This is a genomic window from Streptomyces chromofuscus (genome assembly GCF_015160875.1).
Lineage (GTDB): Bacteria > Actinomycetota > Actinomycetes > Streptomycetales > Streptomycetaceae > Streptomyces > Streptomyces chromofuscus.
Map to the genome: position 1 here is coordinate 1,706,419 of NZ_CP063374.1, position 22,417 is coordinate 1,728,835.

General features: G+C 73.1%; 18 protein-coding genes. 14 read left to right on the forward strand and 4 right to left on the reverse strand.

What is annotated here, in order from left to right; genetic code table 11:
* Positions 1 to 27 precede the first annotated feature (27 nt).
* The 4 genes from hmgA (at position 28) to IPT68_RS07755 (ending at position 4,616) form a co-directional block, all read left to right on the forward strand.
* Positions 28 to 1,380, forward strand: a complete 1,353-nt coding sequence (hmgA, locus tag IPT68_RS07740; RefSeq protein WP_189699517.1) for a homogentisate 1,2-dioxygenase — start codon at positions 28 to 30, stop codon at positions 1,378 to 1,380.
* Positions 1,381 to 1,408: 28 nt separating this feature from the next.
* A complete protein-coding gene (locus tag IPT68_RS07745) occupies positions 1,409 to 2,158 on the forward strand; it encodes a GntR family transcriptional regulator (protein WP_189699518.1) in 750 nt (249 codons plus the stop codon).
* Positions 2,159 to 2,198: 40 nt separating this feature from the next.
* Positions 2,199 to 3,356 (forward strand): type ISP restriction/modification enzyme, encoded by a 1,158-nt coding sequence (locus IPT68_RS07750; RefSeq protein ID WP_189699519.1) that lies wholly within the window; start codon positions 2,199 to 2,201, stop codon positions 3,354 to 3,356.
* A 63-nt stretch (positions 3,357 to 3,419) separates the two neighbouring features.
* On the forward strand, positions 3,420 to 4,616 hold the full coding sequence (locus tag IPT68_RS07755; RefSeq protein ID WP_189699520.1) for a CaiB/BaiF CoA transferase family protein: 1,197 nt from the start codon (positions 3,420 to 3,422) through the stop codon (positions 4,614 to 4,616).
* A gap of 42 nt (positions 4,617 to 4,658) precedes the next feature.
* Here IPT68_RS07755 and IPT68_RS07760 read toward each other — a convergent pair whose 3' ends face one another.
* The 3 genes from IPT68_RS07760 to IPT68_RS07770 form a co-directional block, all read right to left on the reverse strand.
* Positions 4,659 to 4,928, reverse strand: coding sequence for a hypothetical protein (locus tag IPT68_RS07760; RefSeq protein WP_189699521.1), 270 nt, complete (start codon positions 4,926 to 4,928; stop codon positions 4,659 to 4,661).
* A 129-nt stretch (positions 4,929 to 5,057) separates the two neighbouring features.
* Complete coding sequence (locus IPT68_RS07765) at positions 5,058 to 5,861, reverse strand: anti-sigma factor (RefSeq protein WP_189699522.1); 804 nt, start codon at positions 5,859 to 5,861, stop codon at positions 5,058 to 5,060.
* Between the two features lie 43 nt (positions 5,862 to 5,904).
* A complete protein-coding gene (locus IPT68_RS07770; RefSeq protein WP_189699523.1) occupies positions 5,905 to 6,447 on the reverse strand; it encodes a sigma-70 family RNA polymerase sigma factor in 543 nt (180 codons plus the stop codon).
* A 205-nt stretch (positions 6,448 to 6,652) separates the two neighbouring features.
* Here IPT68_RS07770 and IPT68_RS07775 point away from each other — a divergent pair, with 205 nt between their 5' ends.
* The 4 genes from IPT68_RS07775 (at position 6,653) to IPT68_RS07790 (ending at position 12,988) form a co-directional block, all read left to right on the forward strand.
* Positions 6,653 to 8,176: a DUF4331 domain-containing protein gene (locus IPT68_RS07775; RefSeq protein ID WP_189699524.1), complete on the forward strand. Its 1,524-nt coding sequence runs from the start codon at positions 6,653 to 6,655 to the stop codon at positions 8,174 to 8,176.
* 96 nt (positions 8,177 to 8,272) lie between these two features.
* Entirely contained in the window at positions 8,273 to 9,760 is a 1,488-nt protein-coding gene (locus IPT68_RS07780) for a tetratricopeptide repeat protein (RefSeq protein WP_189699525.1), read from the forward strand.
* The gene (locus IPT68_RS07785; RefSeq protein ID WP_189699526.1) at positions 9,757 to 11,292 is read left to right on the forward strand and encodes a HoxN/HupN/NixA family nickel/cobalt transporter; all 1,536 of its coding nucleotides are present in this window, start codon (positions 9,757 to 9,759) and stop codon (positions 11,290 to 11,292) included. The genes IPT68_RS07780 and IPT68_RS07785 overlap by 4 nt, the downstream gene beginning before the upstream one ends.
* Before the next feature lie 46 nt (positions 11,293 to 11,338).
* Positions 11,339 to 12,988: a serine/threonine-protein kinase gene (locus tag IPT68_RS07790; RefSeq protein ID WP_189699596.1), complete on the forward strand. Its 1,650-nt coding sequence runs from the start codon at positions 11,339 to 11,341 to the stop codon at positions 12,986 to 12,988.
* A 3-nt stretch (positions 12,989 to 12,991) separates the two neighbouring features.
* Here the strand turns inward: IPT68_RS07790 and IPT68_RS07795 are convergent, their stop codons facing one another.
* Positions 12,992 to 13,795, reverse strand: coding sequence for an SGNH/GDSL hydrolase family protein (locus tag IPT68_RS07795; RefSeq protein ID WP_189699527.1), 804 nt, complete (start codon positions 13,793 to 13,795; stop codon positions 12,992 to 12,994).
* A 392-nt stretch (positions 13,796 to 14,187) separates the two neighbouring features.
* Here IPT68_RS07795 and IPT68_RS07800 point away from each other — a divergent pair, with 392 nt between their 5' ends.
* The 6 genes from IPT68_RS07800 to IPT68_RS07825 all read left to right on the forward strand — a co-directional run bounded on the left by IPT68_RS07800 (position 14,188) and on the right by IPT68_RS07825 (position 22,409).
* A complete protein-coding gene (locus IPT68_RS07800) occupies positions 14,188 to 14,622 on the forward strand; it encodes a hypothetical protein (protein ID WP_228040306.1) in 435 nt (144 codons plus the stop codon).
* Position 14,623: 1 nt separating this feature from the next.
* The gene (locus tag IPT68_RS07805) at positions 14,624 to 15,721 is read left to right on the forward strand and encodes a GNAT family N-acetyltransferase (RefSeq protein ID WP_189699528.1); all 1,098 of its coding nucleotides are present in this window, start codon (positions 14,624 to 14,626) and stop codon (positions 15,719 to 15,721) included.
* Between the two features lie 345 nt (positions 15,722 to 16,066).
* Positions 16,067 to 16,888: a glycosyltransferase family 2 protein gene (locus IPT68_RS07810; RefSeq protein WP_189699529.1), complete on the forward strand. Its 822-nt coding sequence runs from the start codon at positions 16,067 to 16,069 to the stop codon at positions 16,886 to 16,888.
* Positions 16,885 to 17,886 carry a glycosyltransferase family 2 protein gene (locus IPT68_RS07815; protein ID WP_189699530.1) on the forward strand — a complete coding sequence of 334 codons (1,002 nt, stop codon included), beginning with the start codon at positions 16,885 to 16,887 and terminating at the stop codon, positions 17,884 to 17,886. The genes IPT68_RS07810 and IPT68_RS07815 overlap by 4 nt, the downstream gene beginning before the upstream one ends.
* On the forward strand, positions 17,879 to 18,679 hold the full coding sequence (locus tag IPT68_RS07820; protein WP_228040308.1) for a polysaccharide deacetylase family protein: 801 nt from the start codon (positions 17,879 to 17,881) through the stop codon (positions 18,677 to 18,679). Before IPT68_RS07815 ends, IPT68_RS07820 begins: the two co-directional genes overlap by 8 nt.
* Entirely contained in the window at positions 18,672 to 22,409 is a 3,738-nt protein-coding gene (locus IPT68_RS07825; RefSeq protein WP_189699531.1) for a lipopolysaccharide biosynthesis protein, read from the forward strand. The genes IPT68_RS07820 and IPT68_RS07825 overlap by 8 nt, the downstream gene beginning before the upstream one ends.
* The last annotated feature ends 8 nt before the right edge of the window (positions 22,410 to 22,417 follow it).

Consider the following 22,417-nt stretch of genomic DNA (forward strand, 5'->3'; position numbering starts at 1 on the left):
GAATCGGCGTGCAAGGGAGCAGCGATGATGAGCGATGGGGGTACCTCCCGCGCGAGCGTGTTCGAACGCGGGGGAGCGCGGAAGACCGCCGAAGGACTGGCCCATCTCTTCGGATTCGGTAACGAGCACAGTTCCGAGGCCGTCCCCGGAGCCCTGCCCGAGGGCCGCAACTCACCCCAGCGCGCACCCCTCGGCCTGTACGCCGAGCAGCTCAGCGGTACGGCCTTCACCGAACCCCGCGCCCACAACCGCCGTTCGTGGCTCTACCGCGTCCGCCCCTCGGCCGCGCACCCGGCGTTCACCCGCACCGACAACGGCGGGCTGCGCACGGCCCCCTTCGCCGAGACCGCGCCCGACCCGAACCGGCTGCGCTGGAACCCCCTGCCCGAACCGCCGCCCGGCACCGACTTCCTGGCCGGCCTGTGGACCGTGGGCGGCAACGGCGACGCCACCCAGCGCACCGGCATGGCCGTGCACCTCTACCACGCCGACACCGACATGGACCGCGTCTTCAGCGACGCGGACGGGGAGCTGCTGATCGTGCCGGAGCGCGGCGGGCTGCTGCTGCGCACGGAGTTCGGGCTGCTGGCGGTGGAGCCCGGCCATGTGGCGCTCGTCCCGCGCGGGGTCCGCTTCCGCGTCGAGCTGCTCGACGACTTTGCGCGCGGTTACGTCTGCGAGAACTACGGCGCCCCCTTCCGCCTCCCCGACCTCGGCCCGATCGGCGCCAACGGCCTCGCCAACCCCCGGGACTTCCGCGCGCCGGTCGCCGCCTACGAGGACGTCGAGGGCCCGGTGGAGGTGGTCAACAAGTTCTGCGGCAACCTCTGGACGGCGACGTACGACCACTCACCGCTCGATGTCGTCGCCTGGCACGGCAACTATGTGCCGTACGCCTACGACCTGCGCCGCTTCAATGTGCTCGGCACCATCTCGTACGACCACCCGGACCCGTCGATCTTCACGGTCCTCACCTCCCCGTCCGACACCCCGGGCCTCGCGGGCGTCGACTTCGTGGTCTTCGCGCCGCGCTGGCTGGTGGGCGAGGACACCTTCCGGCCGCCGTACTTCCACCGGAACGTGATGAGCGAGTACATGGGCCTGATCGAGGGCGCGTACGACGCGAAGGCGGAAGGGTTCGTGCCGGGCGGCGGCTCGCTGCACAACATGATGTCGGCGCACGGCCCGGACCGGGAGACGTTCGACCGGGCGAGCGCCGCCGAGCTGCGGCCGCAGAAGGTGGACGACGGGCTGGCGTTCATGTTCGAGACCCGCTGGCCGGTGACGCTGACACCGCAGGCGGCCCGCGCGGAACACCTCCAACGGCGCTACGACGACGTGTGGCAGGGCCTGGAGCGGCACTTCCGCCCCTTGCACTGACTCCTCCCCTGCCGGTACGGATGGCCCCGTGACCTCCTTCGCCCCGGACTCGATCGTCCTGAACCGCAAGCTGCCGCTCTGGTACCAGGTGTCGCAGTCGCTGCGCGCCTCGATACTCGGCCGCTCGCCCCGGGACCCGCTGCGCCTGCCGACGGAGGAACAGCTGGCGGGGCACTACGGCGTGAGCGTGCTGACCATGCGGCAGGCGCTGAAGGAGCTGGAGGACGAGGGCCTGATCACCCGGCACCGCAGGCGCGGCACGTTCATCGAGCCCAGCGCGCGCCGGGGCACGCCGGTGCGGCTGCTGGGCTCGGTGGACGCGATCGTGGCCCAGCAGTCCGGCATGAGCACCGAAGTGCTGGACCACGGTCACGCGCCGGTGCCGGCCGAACTCGGCGAGTACTTCCCGGACCTCGGCGAGGTGGCGACGTACCACCGGCTGCGCAGCGACGAGAAGACGGGCGAGCCGACCAACCACGCCCACAACTACGTCCGTCCGGAACTGGCCGGCCGGATCGACCCGGACGACCTGGCCCGCTGGCCGATGACCAAGGTGCTGCGGGACGTCGCCGGGGCGGACATCAGCCGCATCACGGACACGGTGGAGGCGCGGCTCGCGGACCCGGAGACGGCGCGGCTGCTCAACGTGCCGTTGCTGAGCCCGATCCTGCACTACACGGGGGTGACGTACGACGAGGCCGGGCGGGTGCTGGACGTGGCCGTCATCCACTACCGGGGCGACCGCTTCTCCTTCACGGTGACGCTGGACGCCACCTGACCCGCCTGGCCGCCCCTGTCTGTCGGCGGCACGTCGTACGATGCCGGGCGTGACGCACGACGACGCTCCGCTGCTCGCGGACCTCATGCCGTGGTCCGTCGCACCGCCGCGGCTCGGCCGGGGGTGGCCGACGGCCCCCGACCCGTCCTCCCTCCGGGCCCGCTGGGACTCCCTGATGAAGGCCGAGGGCGCGGAACGGGAGGCGCTGTTCGAGCCGACCCGCTCGCGCACCCTGCACTCGGCGGTCGGACAGTTGCCGGGCCGGTCCACGGGCACGGAGAAGCTGCTGCGCGCGCAGGGCCCCTGCCCGGAGCCGGTCCGTGTGCTGTCGGCCCCCTTCGACGAGCAGTGGCTGATCCCGGACCACCGTCTGATCGACGCGGCGCGAGTCGAGTTGTGGCGGGTGGCCGACGAGCGGCAGGTGTTCGTCGTGGAGCAGGCGGAGGGCGGCGGCCCCCACCTGCTGGCCACCTCGCTGCTCCCGCTGCTGCGCCCCGGCCGGGTCCGCCCCCTGTATCGCCGCCCCGGCGGCGTGGAGCCGAACCTGGCCCCGGGCCTGCTGGAGCACCTGGCCACCCGCCTCGGACGGACGCCCGACCCGGTCGATGTCCTGGCCTGGATCCTGATCGCGGTACGGGCGGACCTCACGGTTGCCCTCACCGACGACCCCGGCCTGTGGTCGGCCGGCGTCGAGACGGGCCGCCGCATGCTCTGGCTGCTGCGCCGCGACGGCGACCGCCCCAAGCTGCCCGGCGGCCGCCGCCCCTACGTCCGCGCCCCGCTCCCCGGCCGCCCCCGCACGCTGCACTACGACCGCGAGGAGGAGACGCTGCACCTCGACGAGGGCCGCGTCTCGCCGGTGCCCGCCCAGGCCTGGGACTTCGAGACGGGCGGGATCCGCGTCCTGGAGCAGTGGTTCGCGGCCCGGACGGCCGAGGGCGAGCCCGGCACGCTCCTGGCGATCCGCCCGGCGACCTGGCCGCAGGCCTGGACGTCGGAGCTGCTGGAGCTGATCACGGTCCTCACGCTGCTGTCCGAACTGCCTTCCGAACTGCCTTCCGTGGAGGCGGAGTCGACCGTCACCGCGACCGACCTCCGCGCGGCCGGCGTCCTGCCGGTACCCGCCTCCGCCCGCCGCCCCGCGTCGGTCCTGGACACCCACGAGGAGGGTCCGGAGGGGCAGCTGGCGCTCCTCTAAGCCACTGGACCGCCCTCCGGGATCCACTGGACCTCCTCCGGAGCCCGGGACATGATCCACCCCATGGATCGTCTCCCCCTGCCCCTGGAGGGCATCACCGTCGTCGCCGTCGAGCAGGCCGTCGCCGCCCCCTTCGCCACCCGGCAGCTCGCCGACCTCGGCGCCCGGGTGATCAAGGTCGAGCGGGTCGACGGCGGTGACTTCGCCCGCGGGTACGACACCTCCGCCCGCGGTCTCGCCTCGCACTTCGTGTGGTGCAACCTCGGCAAGGAGTCCATCGCGCTGGACCTGAAGGACCCGCGCGGGCTGGACGTCGTACGGCGGCTGGTGGCGGACGCGGACGTGTTCGTGCAGAACCTCGCGCAGGGGGCGGCGGCGCGCCTCGGGCTCGACGCGGCCACGCTGTGCGCCGCGCACCCGCGGCTGATCGCGGTGGACATCTCCGGATACGGGGCTTCGGGGCCGTACGCGGACAAGCGGGCGTACGACATGCTCGTGCAGTGCGAGGCCGGGCTGGTGTCGGTGACCGGGACGCCGGAGCAGCCGGTGAAGGCGGGCATCCCGGCGGCGGACATCGCGGCGGCCATGTACGCCTTCTCGGGCGTGCTGGCGGCGCTGGTGCGGCGCGGCACCACCGGGCGCGGCGGGCCGGTGGAGGTGTCGATGCTGGAGGCGCTCACGGAGTGGATGGGGCATCCGCTGCACCATGTGATGCACGACGGCACACCCCCGGCGCGCACGGGCCTGGCGCACGCCGTCATCGCGCCGTACGACGCGTACGCCACGGCGGACGGCGGCCGGGTGCTGCTGTCGGTGCAGAACGACCGGGAGTGGCGGCGGCTCGCCGAACAGGTGTTGCGCAGGCCGGGGTTGGCGACCGACCCGGCGTTCGCGACGAACGCGGCGCGGGTGGCGAACCGGGACCGGACGGACGCGGAGGTCGCGCGGGCGCTGGGCGCGCTGACCGCCGACGAGGCGCAGGCCCGGCTGGTGGACGCGGGGATCGCGTGCGCCCGGCTGCGGGACGTACGGGAGGTGGCCGAGCATCCGCAGCTGGCGGCCCGGGAGCGGTGGCGGGAGGTGGGCTCGCCGGTCGGGCCGCTGAGGGCGCCGCTGCCCCCGATCACCTGGCCGGGTGGGGAGCCGGCGCGGAACGGGGACGTACCCGCGCTCGGGCAGCACACCGAAGCTTTGCTGCGTGCCGTGGGGATGACGGACGACGAGATCGCAGCGCTGCGCCGGGACGGTGTGACTGCCTGAACGCGGGCCCTGAAAGGGGACGCCCAGGGACGCCTGTGCGGGTCAGCGCCCGCCGAACAGCGAACGGCGCAGCCGGCGCAGCGGCGCGAAGAGCGAGACCCGACTCACCCGCGCGCCCCGGTCGCTGCGCTCGTGCGCGGTGTCACGTGCGGTTATCTCACGCATCAGCGACGTGGCCTCGGCCGCCTCCCGCTGCGGGACGGCGGGGCCGGCCAGCACCGAGAGATGACGGTCGAGGCGCGAACTGGTCGCGCTGCTCCCGCAGGTGATCGCAGGGACCCTCGCCCTGCTGCGCACTGTTATCTGTTCCATGTCACTCCCCACCCGTACGAGTCCACCCGGCCCGGGCAGGGTAACCCTATCTCCCCCTTGGGGCACGCGTGTATCGCGGTCACAGGATTCACCTTCCCCGTAAGGGCGTTGACCACCCCTTCTCGATCACTACCCGAATCCGACCGATTTCAGGGCGAGTTGGACAACCGGGGGGGTGGTGGGCCGGGGTGACCCCCCGTCGGGCTCGACCGTCACCGCGAGTGACGTCGCCGCCCTGTCCAGGCCGTTCGCCACGAAGGGCGTGTCGCCGTCCAGCAGACCGAGGGAGCGCGGTTGCGCCTGGGGGCGCATGAGCCACAGTTGGTGCACGCGGTCGCTCGGCAGGTCGTCGTACCCGTTCAGGGTGACGACCGCGCGCCCCACGGAGACGGAAGCGATCACTCCGAGCGTCCTCCCTTCGGCGTCCCGCCCGGTGGCCGCGCGGGCGTCCGGAGCGGCGAGGACGTGGGCGATCTCACGTGACCGGTCCCGCTCGGCGGCCAGTTGACGCTCGGTCCGGTCCGCCTGGACGGCGAAGAGGGCGGCCACGACGAGGGCCGCGGCGGCCGTCGCGGTGGCGAACGGGACGAACAGGGGGCGCGTTCGGGGCGCACGCGCGCGCACCGGTGGCGGCTGCGTGCCCCACACGTGCGGCGGCAGCCGGGTTTCGGGCACGCGGGCGGGCTCCTGCGGCGTGGTGCGTACGGCGGCCAGGACCCGGTCGCGCAGGGCGGACGGCGCGGGGGCGGCCGTGGACCAGGCGAGGCGCACGGCGTCCTCGGAGAGCGCCCGCACCTCCCGCGCGCAGCGCTCGCAGCCCGCCAGGTGCTGCTCGAAGCGGGCGCGCTCGCCGGGCTCCAGGGCGTCGAGCGCGTAGGGCGCGGCGAGGCTGTGCAGGTCGCCGCGGCCACGCAGTCGGTTCAGCAGGCTCATGCCGTACCCCCTCGGCCGTCGGCGGGCGGGCGGTCCAGGAAGCTCACGCGACTCCTCCGAGGCACTCGCGCAGCCGGGTCAGTCCGTCGCGCATCCGGGTCTTGACCGTGCCGAGCGGCAGGGAGAGCCGTTCGGCGACTTCACGGTAGGTATAGCCGTCGTAGTAGGCGAGGGTGACGGACTCCCGCTGCAGGGCGGTGAGCCGGTTCAGGCACCGGCGCACCCACTCGCGTTCGAGGCCCGCCTCCACCTCCTCGGCGACCTGGTCGAAGGCGGGCGTCCCGGCACGCAGCGCCTCACGCTGCTCCCGCTCGCCGGCCGCGCGGGCGCTGCGCACCCGGTCGACGGCGCGGCGGTGGGCGAGGGTGAGGATCCAGGACAGGGCGCTGCCGCGGCCGGGGTCGAAGCGGGCGGCGGACCGCCACAGTTCGAGCAGCACTTCCTGGGCCACCTCCTCCGACTGCGCCGGGTCCCGCACCAGCCGCTTGACGAGTCCGAACACCGGTCCGGACACCAGTGCGTAGAGCTCCTCGAACGCCTGGTGGTCCCCGCCCGCGACGCGGATCAGCAGTCTGTCCGCCTCCACCCGCTCCCCCTTCCCGCGACCGCACCCGGGTCGCCCCGTCACACCCGACATTCGCAACGCACGCACCTCCGGACGGGATTACGGATGAGCGTGCCGGAAACGCGGGTCGGGCAGGCGCGAAATCATTTTCCTCCTCCGACCAATCCGGTCCGCCGCCGGCGTCGAATCCCCCGTGTCAGGCAAGTCGGCACTGAGGACGGACGGCATGACAGCAATCTCCAAGCGCGGCGCGGGACTTCGGAGCGTCGCCACCCTCGTCTGCGGTGCGCTGGCCGCCGGAGGGCTCGCGGCCGCCGGCGCGACCGCGCTGCAACCGGGGGCGGCCGCCGCCTCCAGCCACCGGGAGGCCCCGCTCATCTCGGGCACCCCGCAGTACGACAACACCGATGTGTACGCGTTCGTCAGCCCGGACAAACCGGACACGACGACGATCATCGCCAACTGGATCCCGTTCGAGGAGCCGGCCGGCGGACCGAACTTCTTCACGTTCGCCGAGGACGCGCAGTACGACATCCATATCGACAACAACGGTGACGCGCAGGGCGAGCTGCTGTTCCGCTACACGTTCACAACGCACGTCAAGAACAAGAAGACGTTCCTCTACAACACCGGCCCGGTCGAGAGCCTGGACGACCAGGACCTCAACGTCACCCAGACGTACGACATCGACCTGCTGCGGCTGAAGAAGCAGCACCTGATGTCCCGCACCAAGATCGCGGACGACGTGCCGGTCGCGCCCTCGAACGTCGGCAAGGCGTCCATGCCGGACTACGCCAAGCTCCGCGAGCAGGCCGTGCACGAACTGGCGGGCGGCTCCACGACGTTCGCCGGTCAGGCCGACGACCCCTTCTTCCTGGACCTGCGCGTCTTCGACCTCCTGTACGGCGGGAACCTCTCCGAGGTCGGCAACGACACGCTCAAGGGCTACAACGTCAACTCCATCGCCCTTCAGGTCCCCAACCACCTGATCCGGGAGTCCGCCGGCCGGCCGGTCGTCGGCATCTGGTCGACGACCCGGCGCAAGAACGCCCAGGGCCACTTCCGGCAGGTCTCGCGGCTCGGCAACCCGCTGGTCAACGAGGTCGTCAACCCGATCGAGGACAAGGACACGTTCAACGCGTCCGGGCCGTGGGACGACGCCCGGTTCCTGGACAACGTCACCCAGCCCGAACTGCCGAAGCTCATCGAGGCGATCTACAAGATCCCGGCGCCCGAGGAGCCCCGCAACGACCTGGTGGACGTGTTCCTGAAGGGCGTCGAGGGCCTCAACCAGCCGCCGCACGTCACCCCGTCCGAGATGCTGCGTCTGAACACGTCCGTCAAGCCGGCCGCCGCACCGAAACGCCTCGGCGTCCTGGACGGTGACAACGCGGGCTTCCCCAACGGCCGCCGTCTCACCGACGACGTGATCGACGCCGCCCTCCAGGTGGTGGAGGGTGAGCTGCTCGGCGCCAAGAACGACCTGGGCGACGCGGTGGACGCGAACGACAAGGAGTTCGAGAAGGCCTTCCCCTACGTCGCCCTGCCGACGGAGGGCTCGCGCGGCCCCCTCGCGAAGGGAACGTCGGGCGGCAACGACGTCCGCAGCCAGATCGGGGACGCCCTGCAGCCCACCGGCTCGGACGACACGACCCTGATCGCCGCCTCCGCGGGCGCGGGTGCGGGCGGAATCCTGCTGATCGGCGTCGCCCTGATGTGGTGGCGCCGGATGCGGGGCCGCGCGTACTGACGCCCCCCCGACCGGCGCGGCCCGTCCCTCCCCGTCCTCCACGGCGCGGGCCGCGCCTTTCCCACCGTCCGACCTGCCGGCACACCGAGGAGAGGCATGCTCCCGCGTACCAACGACGACGACCCGGAGCGCGAGAAGGACCCGGGTACGGCCGACGCCGCCACCTCCGGGAAGGCGGACGCCGACGAGCGGGTCGCCGCCCCGAGGCGGGTCTCGGCGGCCGGCCCCCGCCGGATTCAACTCGTCGGATGCGTGGTCCTTTTGACCGTGGCGCTCACCGGAGGGTCGATCGCGCTCGGGAACACGCGGGGCGACGGCGGACGTGCCGTGGCCACGGCGGGCGGCGGCATCTCCCCCGCCGCTCTGCTGGGCGGCGGCGACCTCGACGCGAGCGTCACGGGGCTCCAGGCGCATCTCCGCGCCCAGCCCCGGGACTTCGGCGCCTGGGCGACCCTCGGGCTCGCCCTTGTCGAGCAGGCCAGGGTCGACGGCGACCCCGCACGCTATCCACGGGCCGACGAGGCACTGGACCGCTCGCTCGCCCTCAGGCCCGGCAACGACCAGGCCCTGGCCGGCCGGGCCGCCCTCGCCGCCGCCCGCCACGACTTCCCCGGCGCCCTGGCGTTCGCCGACCGGGCCCTGGCCCGCAACCCCCACAACGAACGCGCCCTGTGCAGCCGTGTCGACGCCCTGCTCGAACTCGGCCGGTACGAGGAGGCGGCGCAGGCCGCCGAGACCGCCGACTCCCGTCGACCGGGCATCCCCGCCTTCACGCGGTACGCGTACGTGCGCGAGCTGCGCGGTGACGTCCGCACCGCCCGCCGGGTCCTGGAGCAGGCCCTCGCCGCCGCCGCCACGCCCGGCGACACCGCGTACGTCGCCACCGCGCTCGGGCAACTCGCCTGGCACCAGGGCGACCACCAGACCGCCCTGCGGCACTACGCCCGTGCCCTGGCCGCCGACGACGGCCATCTGCCCGCACTGGAGGGACGGGCCCGCGCGTGGGCGGCGATCGGCGACCGGGCCCGGGCGGTGCGCGGCATGGAGGCAGTCGTGGCCCGCGCCCCGCTGCCGGGCGCGCTCGTGGTGCTCGGCGAGCTGTACGAGGCGGGCGGCGACCGGGCACGGGCCCGTGAGCAGTACGCCCTCGTCGACGCCTGGAGCGCGCTCGCGCGCGCCAGCGGCGTCAACGCCGACCTCGACACCGCCCTCGCCGCCGCCGACCACGGCGACGCGAAGCTCGCCCTGCGCGCCGCCCGCGCGGAGTGGGACCGGCGCCGGACGGTGCACACGGCGGACGCGCTCGCCTGGGCGTTGCACGTCAACGGCCGCGACGAGGAGGCCCTTCCGTACGCCCGCCGGGCCACCGCCACGGGCTACCGCAACGCCGCCTTCCTGCACCACCGCGGCATGATCGAGCTCGCCACGGGCCGCACGGAGGCGGCCCGCGCCTCCCTGACGGCGGCCCTGGAGCTGAACCCCGGCTTCTCCCCCCTGGGCGCCCGCGAGGCCCGTGCGGCACTGAGGACCCTGGACGCCGCGGACCCCCGTACGGCACCACGGACCCTGGAGGCGGTCCGGTGACGCCGCCTCGTCTCCTCGCCGTCCTGGCCACCGCCGGCGCCCTGCTGCTCGTCCCCGTCGGCGCCGTGTCCGCCCACCCGCTCGGCAACTTCACGGTCAACCACTACGACGGCCTGGTGGTCTCCCCCGGCGAACTCCGCGTCGACCACGTGGAGGACCTCGCCGAGATCCCGGCCACCCAGGCCGGACCCGACGTCGAACGGCTCGGCGTGAAGGCGTGGGCACGGCAGCGGTGCGCCACCGCCGCCCGGGACGGCGAGGTCACCGTCGACGGACGCACGGTCCCCCTCCGCGTCACCCGTGGGCACGCGCGCGTGCGGCCCGGTCAGGCGGGTCTCGACACCCTGCGGGTGGAGTGCCGGCTGACCGCTCCCCTCCCCGAGAACGACCCGGTGACCGTCCGATTCCGTGGCGCGGGCCCCGACTCCGGCCCCGGCTGGCGGGAGATCACCGCGCGCGGGGACCGTACGACGCTCGTCGCGTCGGACGTGCCGGAGCAGTCGGCGTCGCGCGAACTGACCGCCTATCCGGAGGAGTTGCTGTCGTCCCCGGCCGACACCGGCTCCGCGACCCTGCGGGTGCGACCCGGCGGTCCCGCCCTGGCCGAGGAGCGCGGCGACGCGCCCGCCGCGTCCGTCCTGCCGCGCGGCGCCGACCGCTGGACCCGGGCCCTGGACTCCCTGGTCGCCCGCCACGACCTCACCGCCGGGTTCGCCGCCCTCGCCCTGCTCCTCGCCGTCGGCCTGGGCGCGATGCACGCCCTGGCACCGGGCCACGGCAAGACGCTGATGGCGGCGACCGCGGCGGCCCACGGCGGCCGGGCCCGCGTGAAGGACGTCCTGCCCCTGGCCGCCTCCGTCACGGTCACCCACACCCTCGGCGTGGTGGCCCTCGGCCTCCTCGTCACGGCCGGTTCCGCAGCGGCCCCCTCGGTGGTCGCCTGGCTGGGCATCGCGAGCGGCGTGCTGGTGACGCTGGCGGGCGCGGGACTGGTCCGGCGGTCGGTCGGCCGACGGGGAGGCGGCCGGGCCCACGGACACGCGCAAGACCACGACACCGAGCCTCGGCACGAACACGCGCACGACCACGAGCACGGGAACGACAGCGAGCACGGGCACGGGCACGAACACCCGGGCACGCACCCCCACACTCACACCCATGGCGGCCACACCCACACGCACCCCGTCGCCCCCACCCTCCGCGACACGCTCCTCATGGGCTTCGCCGGCGGCTTGGTGCCCAGCCCCTCCGCGGTCGTCGTGCTCGTCGGGGCCGCCGCCCTCGGCCACGCCTGGTTCGGGCTGTTGCTCGTCGTCGGCTACGGCGCCGGGCTGGCGCTCACCCTCACCGCCGCCGGTTTCGCCGTCGTGAAGCTGGGCGCCGGCGTGAGCCGGGCCCTGGTCCGGCCGCGCCGGACGGCCGGCCCCCTGGCCGCGCTGGTCCGTCGTGCCGCGCCCGTGGGTTCCGGGTTCGTCGTCGTGGCCCTGGGTGCCGGATTGGTGCTCAGGGGGGCGGCATCCGCATTCGGGTGAGCTACTTTTGGGGAGAAATCACACGATGCATCACTCGCGGCTGCGAATGGGGGCGCCCGTGTCCGCACCACCGGGCAGTGAACGCGTGATCGCCGGCCGTTACCGCCTGCTGTCCCCGCTCGGCGAGGGCGGGATGGGCACGGTGTGGCGCGCCCGTGACGAGGTGCTGCACCGCGAGGTCGCCGTCAAGGAGGTGCGCGCCCCGGCCGGGCTGCCGGCCGCCGACGTCGAGCGCATGTACACCCGCCTGGAACGCGAGGCCTGGGCGGCGGCGCGGGTCGCGAACCGCAACGTCGTGACGGTGTACGACGTGGCCACGGACGCGGGCCGGCCGTGGGTCGTGATGGAACTGGTCCGCGGCATCTCGCTGGCCGATCTGCTCGACGCCGAGGGCCCGCTGGCCCCGCGGCGCGCCGCGCACATCGGCGCCGAGGTGCTGTCCGCGCTGCGCGCCGCGCACGGCGCGGGGGTGCTGCACCGGGACGTGAAGCCGGCGAACGTGCTGCTGTCGAACGACGGCCGGGTCGTCCTGACCGACTTCGGTATCGCGACGGTCGAGGGCAGTTCGGCGCTGACCATGACCGGCGAGGTCGTCGGCTCCCCGGAGTTCCTCGCGCCGGAACGGGCACTGGGCCGGACGCCGGGCCCGGAGTCCGACCTGTGGTCACTGGGCGTGCTGCTGTACGCGGCGGTCGAGGGCCACTCCCCCTTCCGGCACGACACCCCCCTGAGCACCCTGCGCGCGATCGTCGACGACGAGTTGCCGCCGCCGCGCCGGGCCGGTCCGCTCGCCCCGGTCGTCGAGGGACTGCTGCGCAAGGACCCCGCGGATCGGCTGTCGGCCGAACGGGCCGAAGGTGACCTGCGGTTGATCGGCGCGGGCGGCACCCCCCGCGCGGACACCGCGCCGACGACGCCGTACACGCCGTACCCCCCGACGATCGCCGCCCACGAGCAGCAGCGGTCCGCCACCCCGCCGCGGCCCCTGCCACCGCACTCCGCCCCTTCGCGACCCGGGCCCCCGCACACCGCTCCGGCCGCGACCACGACGTCCACCCGGCCCCACCGCGACCGCCGCACCACCACCGTTCTGATCGCGGGCATCGTGGCGCTCGCGCTGGCGGTCGGCGGACTGACGTACGCGCTTCTGGACAACGACGACGGCGGCGGCGGCAACGGCGGCACGGCGCGGGACACCGACACGTCCGTTCCTCGAACGACGGCGGCCACGGAGACGACCCCGGAGGAGGAGACGGCTCCCGGCGGCGGAGCCACCACCCCGGCCCCGAGCGACACCCCCACGTCGACTCCGCCGCCCCAGACGGTGAGCGTGAGCCTGACGGGTGACCGCACCGAGTACTCCGGCCCGTGCCCGCCGCCGCGCGAGGAGGCGCCCACGTTCACGGCGACGTTCACGGTGGGCCGGCTGCCGGCGGAGGTGGACTACCGCTGGGTGACGAGGGACGGGGAGGTCGAGAGCTGGAAGACGCTGTCGTTCCCCGAGGGCGGAGAGCGGACCCGGCAGGACCGGGTGATCGTGACGACGTACGAGGAGAGCGGGACCTACGAGAACGCACTCAGCGTCGAGATCCGCGATCCGGTGCGCACCACGTCCGACGCGGTGGCGTTCTCGGTGTCCTGTGTGACGGAGACCCCGACGGGCGGGGCCTCCGCTTCGGCTTCGCCTGATCCGTGACGGTCAGGCGACGTTGTCGAACATGGGCAGATAGCCGCCGGACTGTCCGCTCGCGGTCGGGTGGTACGACTCGCCGATGTTGAGCCAGTTGACGCTGTGCAGCCAGGAGGCGCCGGAGCAGATCTCGTGGCCGGTGAAGGTGGTGCGGACGTCGGCGAAGGTGAAGCCGTGGTTCAGGGCGCGCTTCTCGATGGCGGTGTTCAGGTGGTCGGAGGCATCGTTGATGGCCTTGCGCTTGGTCTCGGACAGGCCCAGGCAGGCCTGGCCCAGCTTGTAGAAGCGGGGGTAGCCGATGACGACGACGTGTGCGGAGGGCGCCTTGCTGCGGATCGCGGAGTACACGGCGTCGAGCTTGCCGGGGAGCGTGGTGTCGACGTACGCCCGCGCGGTGTTGATACGGGAGATGCAGGTGCTGTCGGACTGCAGGACGCACGTCGTCATGACGTCCGCGAAGCCGGCGTCGTTGCCGCCGACGGTGATCGAGACCAGGCCGGTGCTCGTGTTGAGGGGCGCCAGCTGACCGGCGAGGACTTCATCCGTTCGGGCGCCCGAGCAGGCCGTGAAGTTGAAGGACGAGGGTGAGTTGGCGGCGGCCCAGAGGTAGGGGTACGCGCGCGTGCTGCGCTTGCAGTCACCGCTGGTGCTGATGTAGCTGCCCGCGCCGACGCCGGACGAGTAGGAGTCGCCGAGCGCCACATAGTTGGTGGCGGCGGCTTCCGACGCCTGCGCCGCCGCGCCACCGGTGAGGGCGGCCGTGGCGGCGAGGAGGAGTGAGCCGAGGAACACGACAAGTCGGGAACGTCTCATGGAACCTCCGTTTAGCAGGATCTCTGCCTCAACCGTCGTACCAACTACGCGTGTTGAATGGAAGTGTCCATGCCAATACTTTTCCCTCAGCACCCGTACGCAATCCGCGCGTTCACCGGGCATCGACGGCATGCTCACGACGAGTTTGCTGACAGGTTCTCAACTGTCCCGCTCGTTCACGAGTCCGGGTTCCGGCTCCCCGAGCCGGCTGCAGGAGATCGTTCCGTGACACCCCTGAGCATGGTGTGACAGGACGTTCCCCGGAGGCCGAACACCGCCTCCGGGGAACGTCCGTTCAGGCCGTGGAGAGCGCATTCCCCGTCTTGACGGCTCCCGGGGAGCTGCGCGACATTGAAGCCCGGCATCCGGCGCTTCGGGGGGCAAAGTCGCCAATGCAGACCATCCGTGCGAAGACAGATGCATCAGACGCACCAGACGGGGCCGAGCGGACGCGACCCGGTTCGGGGAGGGACCTGGGACACGCGCTCGCGGGCGCCGCGACCGCCGTCGCGGGGATCGGCGCGCTGCTCGCGCTCGCCGGGTCCGACTCGCCGTTGCGCGGTCCGTTCACGCTGTTCTTCCTGCTGGCGGCGCCGGCCCTGGCCGTCGCCGCCGCGCTCGACGGGCTGGATCCGCTCGGCCGCGCCGTCGCGGCGCTGGCGGGCGCGATCGCCGTCGACATGCTGGTGGCCCAGGGCCTGCTGGCCCTGCACCTGTGGTCGGTGCGCGGCGGCGTCGTGGCCGTGACCGTCTTCAGCGCCCTCACTCTCCTGCTGGTTCTGGTGCGGCGCTTCGGTGGCCGTGCCACGAGAAGACAGGGCTCCTGACGTGGACATCAGTGTGTACCGCCCCGGCGAGCTGACCGCCACCGACCGGGCGGCCTGGACGGCGATGCAGGCCAAGGCCCATCTGCACGGCTCGCCCGAACTCGCGAATCCTTTCCTGTCCCCCGAGTTCGCGCTGGCCGTGGGCCGGTGCAGACGTGGTGTGCGTATCGCGGTGGTCCGCGAGGACGGCGAGCCCGCCGCGTTCTTCCCGTTCCAGAGATCGGCCGCCGGTGTCGGCCGGGCCGTCGGGCTGGGCCTGTCCGACGCCCAGGGCGTGGTGCACCGGCCCGGGTTCACCTGGGACGCCCGGGACCTGCTGCGGGCCTGCGGGCTCTCCGTATGGGAGTTCGACCACCTGGTCGAGGGACAGCGGCCGTTCGAGGCGCACGCCTCCGGCACCTTCCCGTCCCCGGTCATCGACCTCGACCAGGGGTACGAGGCCTATCTGGCCGATCTGCGCGGCCGGTCCCCGAAGTTCACCAGGTCCACCCTCGCCAAGGGCCGCAAGCTCGGCCGGGACGCCGGCGAGGTCGTGTACGTCCACGACGAGCGGGACCCCGCCGCGCTGCGCACGCTGATGGGCTGGAAGTCCGCGCAGTACCGCAGGACCGGACGCAGCGACCGCTTCGCGCACGACTGGATCACCCGGCTCGTGCAGCACCTGTTCCACACCCGATCCGAGCCGTTCGCCGGGATCCTGTCGGTGCTGTACGCGGACGGCAAGCCGGTCGCCGCGCACTTCGGCCTGCGCACCGAACGCGTGCTCGTCTGCTGGTTCCCCGCGTACGACCCGGCGTACGCGAAGTACTCCCCGGGCCTGTTGCTGCATCTGCGGATGGCCGAGGCGGCCGCCGCCGACGGGATCGCCCACCTGGATCTCGGGCGGGGCCAGAAGCAGTACAAGGACTCCATGAAGACACGCGAGATCCATGTGTCGGAAGGGTGGGTGACGCGCCGTCATCCCGTCGCGTACGGGCATCGCGCCCGGCGCGCGCCGGTACGCGCACTGCGCAACGTCGTGGTGTCGCGACCGGAGCTGTTCGAGCCGGCGGACAAGCTGCTCAAGCACATGGGCAGGATCCGGTCAGGAGGAAAGTAACGGCCATACCAACTAAAAGGTGAGGCCATGTCTCAGGTCTTGCCATAAGGAGTGATTCCTCAATATCTTCATACATCTCTTCCGCATCGGACCATCACCGGACGGGACCAGGGGAGGGCTCGGGGCCCGCGGTGAGGTGCCGCAGCGGAACTGCGCGGTAGGGGGGTGCCGTGCTCGGTGACACGTGACCGTGAGGCGTGACGCGTGACCGAGCCGTTCCGCGCAACCGGCTGCCCTGTTCTCGGGGCCGGGGAGCTTGACCAGTGACAAACCCCCCTTTCGAACCGGACAAAGAGCCGGGCCGCCCGGGGGTGGGCGGCCCACCGGACGAGAGGGACCAGACTCATGAGCTCTGTTCTGGGCTCGGCGACCACCGACCAGAATCCGTCGACGGCCGGCGCCTACCGGCCGATATCCACGCACCTGGCCATTACTCCGCCGGTCAGCGTGGTGATTCCCGCCATGAACGAGGCGGAGAACCTTCCCTACGTCTTCAAGACGCTGCCGGACTGGATCCACGAAGTGGTCCTGGTGGACGGCAACTCCACCGACGCCACCGTCGAGGTCGCCCGTGAGCTGTGGCCGGACGTGAAGGTGGTCGAACAGCGCGGAAAGGGCAAGGGTGACGCGCTGATCACCGGGTTCGAGGCGTGCACCGGCGACATCATCGTGATGGTCGACGCGGACGGCTCGGCCGACGGCAACGAGATCGTCAGCTACGTCTCCGCGCTGGTCTCCGGGGCGGACTTCGCCAAGGGGTCCCGGTTCGCCAACGGCGGCGGCACCGACGACATGACCTTCGTCCGCAAGATGGGCAACCGCGCCCTGTGCGCGGTCGTCAACCGCAAGTTCGGCGCCCGCTACACCGACCTGTGCTACGGCTACAACGCCTTCTGGCGGCACTGCCTGGACAAGATCGAGCTCGACTGCACCGGCTTCGAGGTCGAGACGCTGATGAACATCCGGGTGGTCAAGGCCGGGCTGAGGGTGCAGGAGATCCCCAGCCACGAGTACCTGCGCATCCACGGCACCAGCAACCTCAGCGCCGTGCGCGACGGACTGCGGGTACTGCGGGTGATCCTGCGGGAGCGCTCCAACCGGCGTGCGCTGCGCCGCCGCGGCCACCCGTCGCCGATGCTCGACACGGTCCGGGGAGAGGTGTCTTGAGCGGTCCCGACATCTCCGTCGTGATCTGCGTCTACACCGAGGACCGCTGGGAGGACATCCTCGCGGCGGTCGCCTCGGTGCGGGCGCAGTCCCGGCCGGCCCTGGAGACGCTCCTGGTCGTGGACCACAACCAGGCGCTCCTGGACCGCCTCGCCCGGGAGTACAAGGAGTGCGAGGAAGGCGGCGTCGTGCGGGTGCTCGCCAACGCGGGCCCGCGCGGCCTGTCCGCCGGCCGCAACACCGGAATCGCCGCCGCGCACGGTGACGTGATCGCCTTCCTCGACGACGACGCCGTCGCCGAACGCGACTGGCTGCGGTACTTCGCCGTGTCGTACGCCGACCCGCGCGTGATGGCGGTCGGCGGCCGTACGGAGCCCGTCTGGGCGTCGGGGCGCCGGCCGGCCTGGTTCCCGGAGGAGTTCGACTGGGTGGTCGGCTGCACCTACCGGGGCCTGCCGTCCGGGCTGGTGCGGGTGCGCAACGTCCTGGGCGGCAACGCGTCCTTCCGCCGCACGGCGTTCGACGCGGCGGGCGGCTTCGCCACCGGCATCGGACGCGACGGCGACAAACGCCCGCTGGGCTGCGAGGAGACGGAACTGTGCATCCGCCTCACCCGCGCCGTGCCCGAGGCGGTCCTGCTGATCGACGACCGCGCGGTGATCCACCACCGGGTGCCGTCGGGACGCGAGCGGTTCGCCTACTTCCGTACCCGCGCGTACGCCGAGGGCCTGTCGAAGGCACTGGTGTCCCGGAGCGTGGGCGCGGTCAAGGGCCTGGAGTCCGAACGCCGGTACGCCACCCGGGTCCTGCCCGCCGGGGTGGCGCGCGGCCTGGGGGACGCGCTGCTGGCCCGGCCGGGCGGTGCGGGCCGCGCGGGGGCGATCGTCGCGGGCGTGTGCGCGGCGGCCGGCGGGTACGTCGTGGGCAGCGTACGGGCGCGTCGCGGCGGTACGACGTTCTCGGTGGCGCCGATCGAGGGGGAGCCCGGACGTGGCTGACACGCGCGTGCCGATACTGATGTACCACGCGGTCGCGGTGGATCCGAACGACGCCACCCGCGCCCTGTCGGTCACCCCCGAGGCCTTCGCGCGGCAGATGGAGGCCGTCGTCCGCCTGGGCCTCACCCCGATCACCACGGCCGACCTCGCGGGGCGCTGGCGGTCGGGCCGGCCGCTGCCGCCGCGTCCGGTCCTGGTCACCTTCGACGACGGCTACGAGGGCGTGCACAGCCAGGCCCTGCCCGTGCTCACCAAGCACGGCTTCCCGGCCACGCTGTTCGTCTCCACGGGCTGGATCCAGGGCGCCCACGACACCGGCGGCGGCCTCGACCGCATGCTCGACTGGGACCAGGTGCGCGAACTGGCCGGGGCCGGCGTCGAGATCGGCGGGCACAGCCACAGTCATCCGCAGCTCGACCAGCTCGACGACGAGGCGCTGCGCTTCGAGCTGACCCGCTGCCGGGACGTGGTCGCCGGCGAACTGGGCGCCCTGCCCGTGTCCTTCGCCTACCCCTACGGCTACTCCAGCCGCCGGGTGCGCGAGGAGGTCCGTGCGGCGGGGTACGCCCAGGCGCTCGCCGTCGGCAACGGCCTCGCCCGGCGAAGACAGGGGCCGTACGCCCTGCGCCGCGTCACCGTGCGCCGCAGCACCGGGATCGAGGAGTTCGAGCGGCTGCTCGACGGCCGTGCGATCGCCCGCACCTTCGCCAGGGACCGCGCGCTCACCAAGGGGTACGCGCTGGTCCGCCGAGCACGTCAGGTCCGCCGGAAGGCCACCCGTACCCGTGTCTGACACGACGACCGCAGCACAGGCCGAACCGACCGAGAAGGAGATCCCGCGACAACCGGGGCGCCGGCTGCGGCTGCCCGGGCGCGGCCGGGCGCCGGGCGGCGGCCAGCTGCTGCGCAACGCCTACGCGCTGATGCTCAACACGGGCATCTCCGCCGTACTGGGTCTCGGCTACTGGCTGCTGGCCGCCCGTCACTACTCCGAGGCGGCGGTCGGCCAGGGGTCCGCCGCGATCGCCGCGATGAAGTTCCTCGCGGGACTGACCGCGGTGACGCTCACCGGCGCCCTGGCCCGGTTCATACCGGTCGCGGGCCGCGCCACCGGGCGCCTGATCTTCCGTACGTATGCGGGCAGTTCGCTGGTGGTGGCGCTGGCGGCGGGCGTGTTCCTGCTGACGCCGGCCCTGTGGGGGCCGTCGTACCGCTTCCTGCACTCGCCGCTGCCCGCCGCGGGTTTCGTGGCGGCGGTCGTCGCCTGGAACCTGCTCACCCTCCAGGACGGGGTCCTCACCGGGCTGCGCAGCGCGCTGTGGGTACCGCTCGGGAACACGGTGTTCTCGGCGGTGAAGCTGGGGCTGCTGATCGCGTTCGCGGCGGCCGTCCCCATGGCCGGCGTCTTCGTGTCCTGGGTCGCGGCGATCGCCACGTCGGTGCTGCCGCTGGGCTGGCTGGTGTTCCGGCGGCTGGTGCCCCGGCACGTGGCGGCGACCGAGGGGCACGCGCGGCCGCCGACGGTGAGGGAGGTCGGGCAGTTCCTCGCGGGCGACTACACCGGGTCGCTGTTCTCGCTCGCCGTGGTCTACCTCGTGCCGGTGATCGTGGCCGCGCAGGTCAGCGCCGAGGACAACGCGTACTTCTACATCACCGCGACCATCGGCGGCACGGTCAACCTGCTCGCCATCAACATGGGCGCCTCGCTGACCGTCGAGGGCTCGCACACGCCGGGCCGGCTCGCCGCCGACACCCGGGCCGCGCTGAAGCGGATGGCCCGGATCATGCTGCCGGTCGCCGCCGTGCTGTTCTTCGGCGCGCCCCGGATCCTCGGCGTGTTCGGCGCGGGGTACGCGGACGCCGCCACGCCGCTGCTGCGCTGGTTCGCCGTCGGGGCCGTGCTGCGGGTCGTGATGGAGACGTACTTCGCGGTGCTGCGCGCGCAGAGCCGCACCGCCGGGCTGGCCTGGTTGCAGGGGCTGCTGTGCGCGCTGGTGCTGGGCCTGACGCTGGTGCTGCTCCCCCGGATGGGGCTGAGCGGCGCGGGCGTCGCCGAGATCGCCAGCCTCTCGGTGATCGTGGCGATCGCCGCGCCCAGGCTGTACCGCATCGTCCGGGGCGCCGCGTCCGACGTGCCGCCGGGTGCGGCACCCGACGAGGACCTCGCCGACCTGGGGGCGCGCGAGGTCCCGGTGGCGTCCGGGCCGGCTCGCAGGCGCGGGCCGGCCTGGGCGCGCGACAGCGACACCCTCGTGCTCGGCCTGCCGGTCGACTTCGACCACCAGGAACGCCGCCCCGACGTCCGACCGGGCCCGGGGACGCCGCCCACGGGGGTGCCCGCGGTGCCGGACGCCGGAGCGAACGCCCCGTACGGGAAGCCCACGTCGTCCAAGGCGGACAGGACCTACGGGGACGAGGCGGACGCGCCCGAGCCCGAGCCCGAGCCCGAGCCCGCCTCGGTCACGGACGCGGGGTTTCAGGGCTCGCGGCTCCTTGGGTGGCAGCGTCTGATGCCGACCCGTCTCGGGGTGGTCCTCGGCTGTCTGCTGGTCGCCGCGCTCCTGCTGTACTGGGTCCCGGCGTCCCGCCTCGGCGAGGCCGACCTGGACCTCATGGGCGGGCTCGGCCTGATCTCCGTCCTGCCCCTGCCGACGCTGGCCGGCGCCGCGCTGCTGGCCGTGGTGTTCGGTGCGCTGCTGTGGCCGCGCCGGGAGCACCGGACGCTGCTGCTGGTCACGCTGCTGGCGACGGTCGTGTCGCTGCACGCCCTGCCCGCCGTGATCGAGACCGAGCCCCGGTTCGCCACGGCCTGGCAGCACCTCGGCTTCCTCGACCACATCGACCGCACCGGGACCGCCGTACCGGACCTGGACGCGCGCTGGAGCTGGCCCGGCTTCTTCGCGGCGGCCGCCCTGGTCGTCCAGGCGTGCGGGGTCGGCGACCTCACCGAGGTCATCCGCTGGTGGCCGCTGACCGTCCAACTGCTCTACCTGCCGCCGCTGTTCCTGCTCACCCGCGCACTCCGGGCGGGCTGGCGCGCCAAGTGGACCGGTGTCTGGATCTTCGTGCTGAGCGGCTGGGTCGGGCAGGACTACTTCTCCCCGCAGGGCTTCACCTATCTGCTGTACCTGGCCCTCGTGGCGATCCTGCTGGTCTGGTTCCGCGCCCCGCGCGTGGTCGGAGCGAGGTTCCACCCCGGTGAGGCGGAGGTCGAGCCGGCCGGCCGGCGGCAGCGGGTGGTGCTGCTGCTCGTCGTGATCGGCCTGTTCGCGGCGACCGTACCGGCCCACCAGCTGACCCCGTTCGTGATGCTGGGCGTGCTCGCGGTCCTCGTCCTGATCGGCAGGTCCGAGCTGCGCGGACTGCCGGTGCTGTTCGGGGTGATGGTCGCGGCCTGGATCGGCTTCATGGCCGAGCCGTACTGGTCCGGGCACTTCGACGAGTTGTTCGGCGGGCTCGGCGGCGTCGGCGGCAATGTGTCGTCGTCGGTGTCCGGGCGGATCGAGGGCGGCAGTTCCACCCACAAGCTCGTGCTGTACGCGCGCGTGGCGCTGGCCGGCGGTGTGCTGGCCCTCGCCTGCTGCGGCTGGTGGCGGCGGCGCGCGCACCGCTACCGCGAGCGGTCGCTGCTGGTGCTGACCTTCGTGCCGTTCCTGGGCTTCGGCGCGCAGTCGTACGGCGGTGAGATGGCGCTGCGCGTCTTCCTGTTCGCGCTGCCCGGAGCCGCCCTGCTGGCGGGGCTCGCGTTCTTCCCGCGCGTCGGCGTCGCCGAAGGGGTGCGGAACAGGGGCCGGGTGGTCCTCGCCCCGCTGGCCGCGCTGACGGCGGGGCTGGTGCTGATCGGCGGGTTCCTGGTGGCGCGGTGGGGCAACGAGCCGTTCGAACGGGTGCGGCCCGGCGAGGTCGCCGCCATGGAGTTCGTGTACGCGCACGACGACCCGAGCGTGCGGCTGCTGTGGCTCAGCGACGACCCGGTGCAGAGTGTGACGCCCGCCATGCCGTGGGGCGCCCGGGACATGGAGAAGGTGGAGTACGTGCCGACGCTCGCGCCGGCCGACCCGGCGCAGGTGGCGGGACTGGTCAAGGCGTTGAACGAGGCCGGTCGGAACTCGTATCTGATGGTCAACCGGGGTCAGATCACCTACCTCCGCATGGACGCCGGGTATCCGGCGACCTGGGAGCCCCGGCTGGTCCGGAGCCTGGACCTGCGGCCCGAGCTGCGCAGGGTCCTCGTCAACGAGGACGTGACGATCTACGCCCTGGACAGGCAGCCGGCCGGCCCCGTGCCCGAGGCGGACCCCGGCCCGGCGGGACCGCTGGTGACCTGGACGCCCTGGTCGGTGGTCGGGGCCCTCGCGGCGGTCGCGCTGATCGTGCTGCTGTCGGCGCGGGAGGTGGTCCGGGTGGCGGTGCGGCCGGGCGTGCGGCGCCTGCGTTGGCTGCAGAGCAGCTTCTGGTTCTCGCTGCCGCTGCTCGCGGTGCTGCTCGCGGCGCTGGTGCAGCGGTTCGTCACGATGAAGTAGACAGGGCT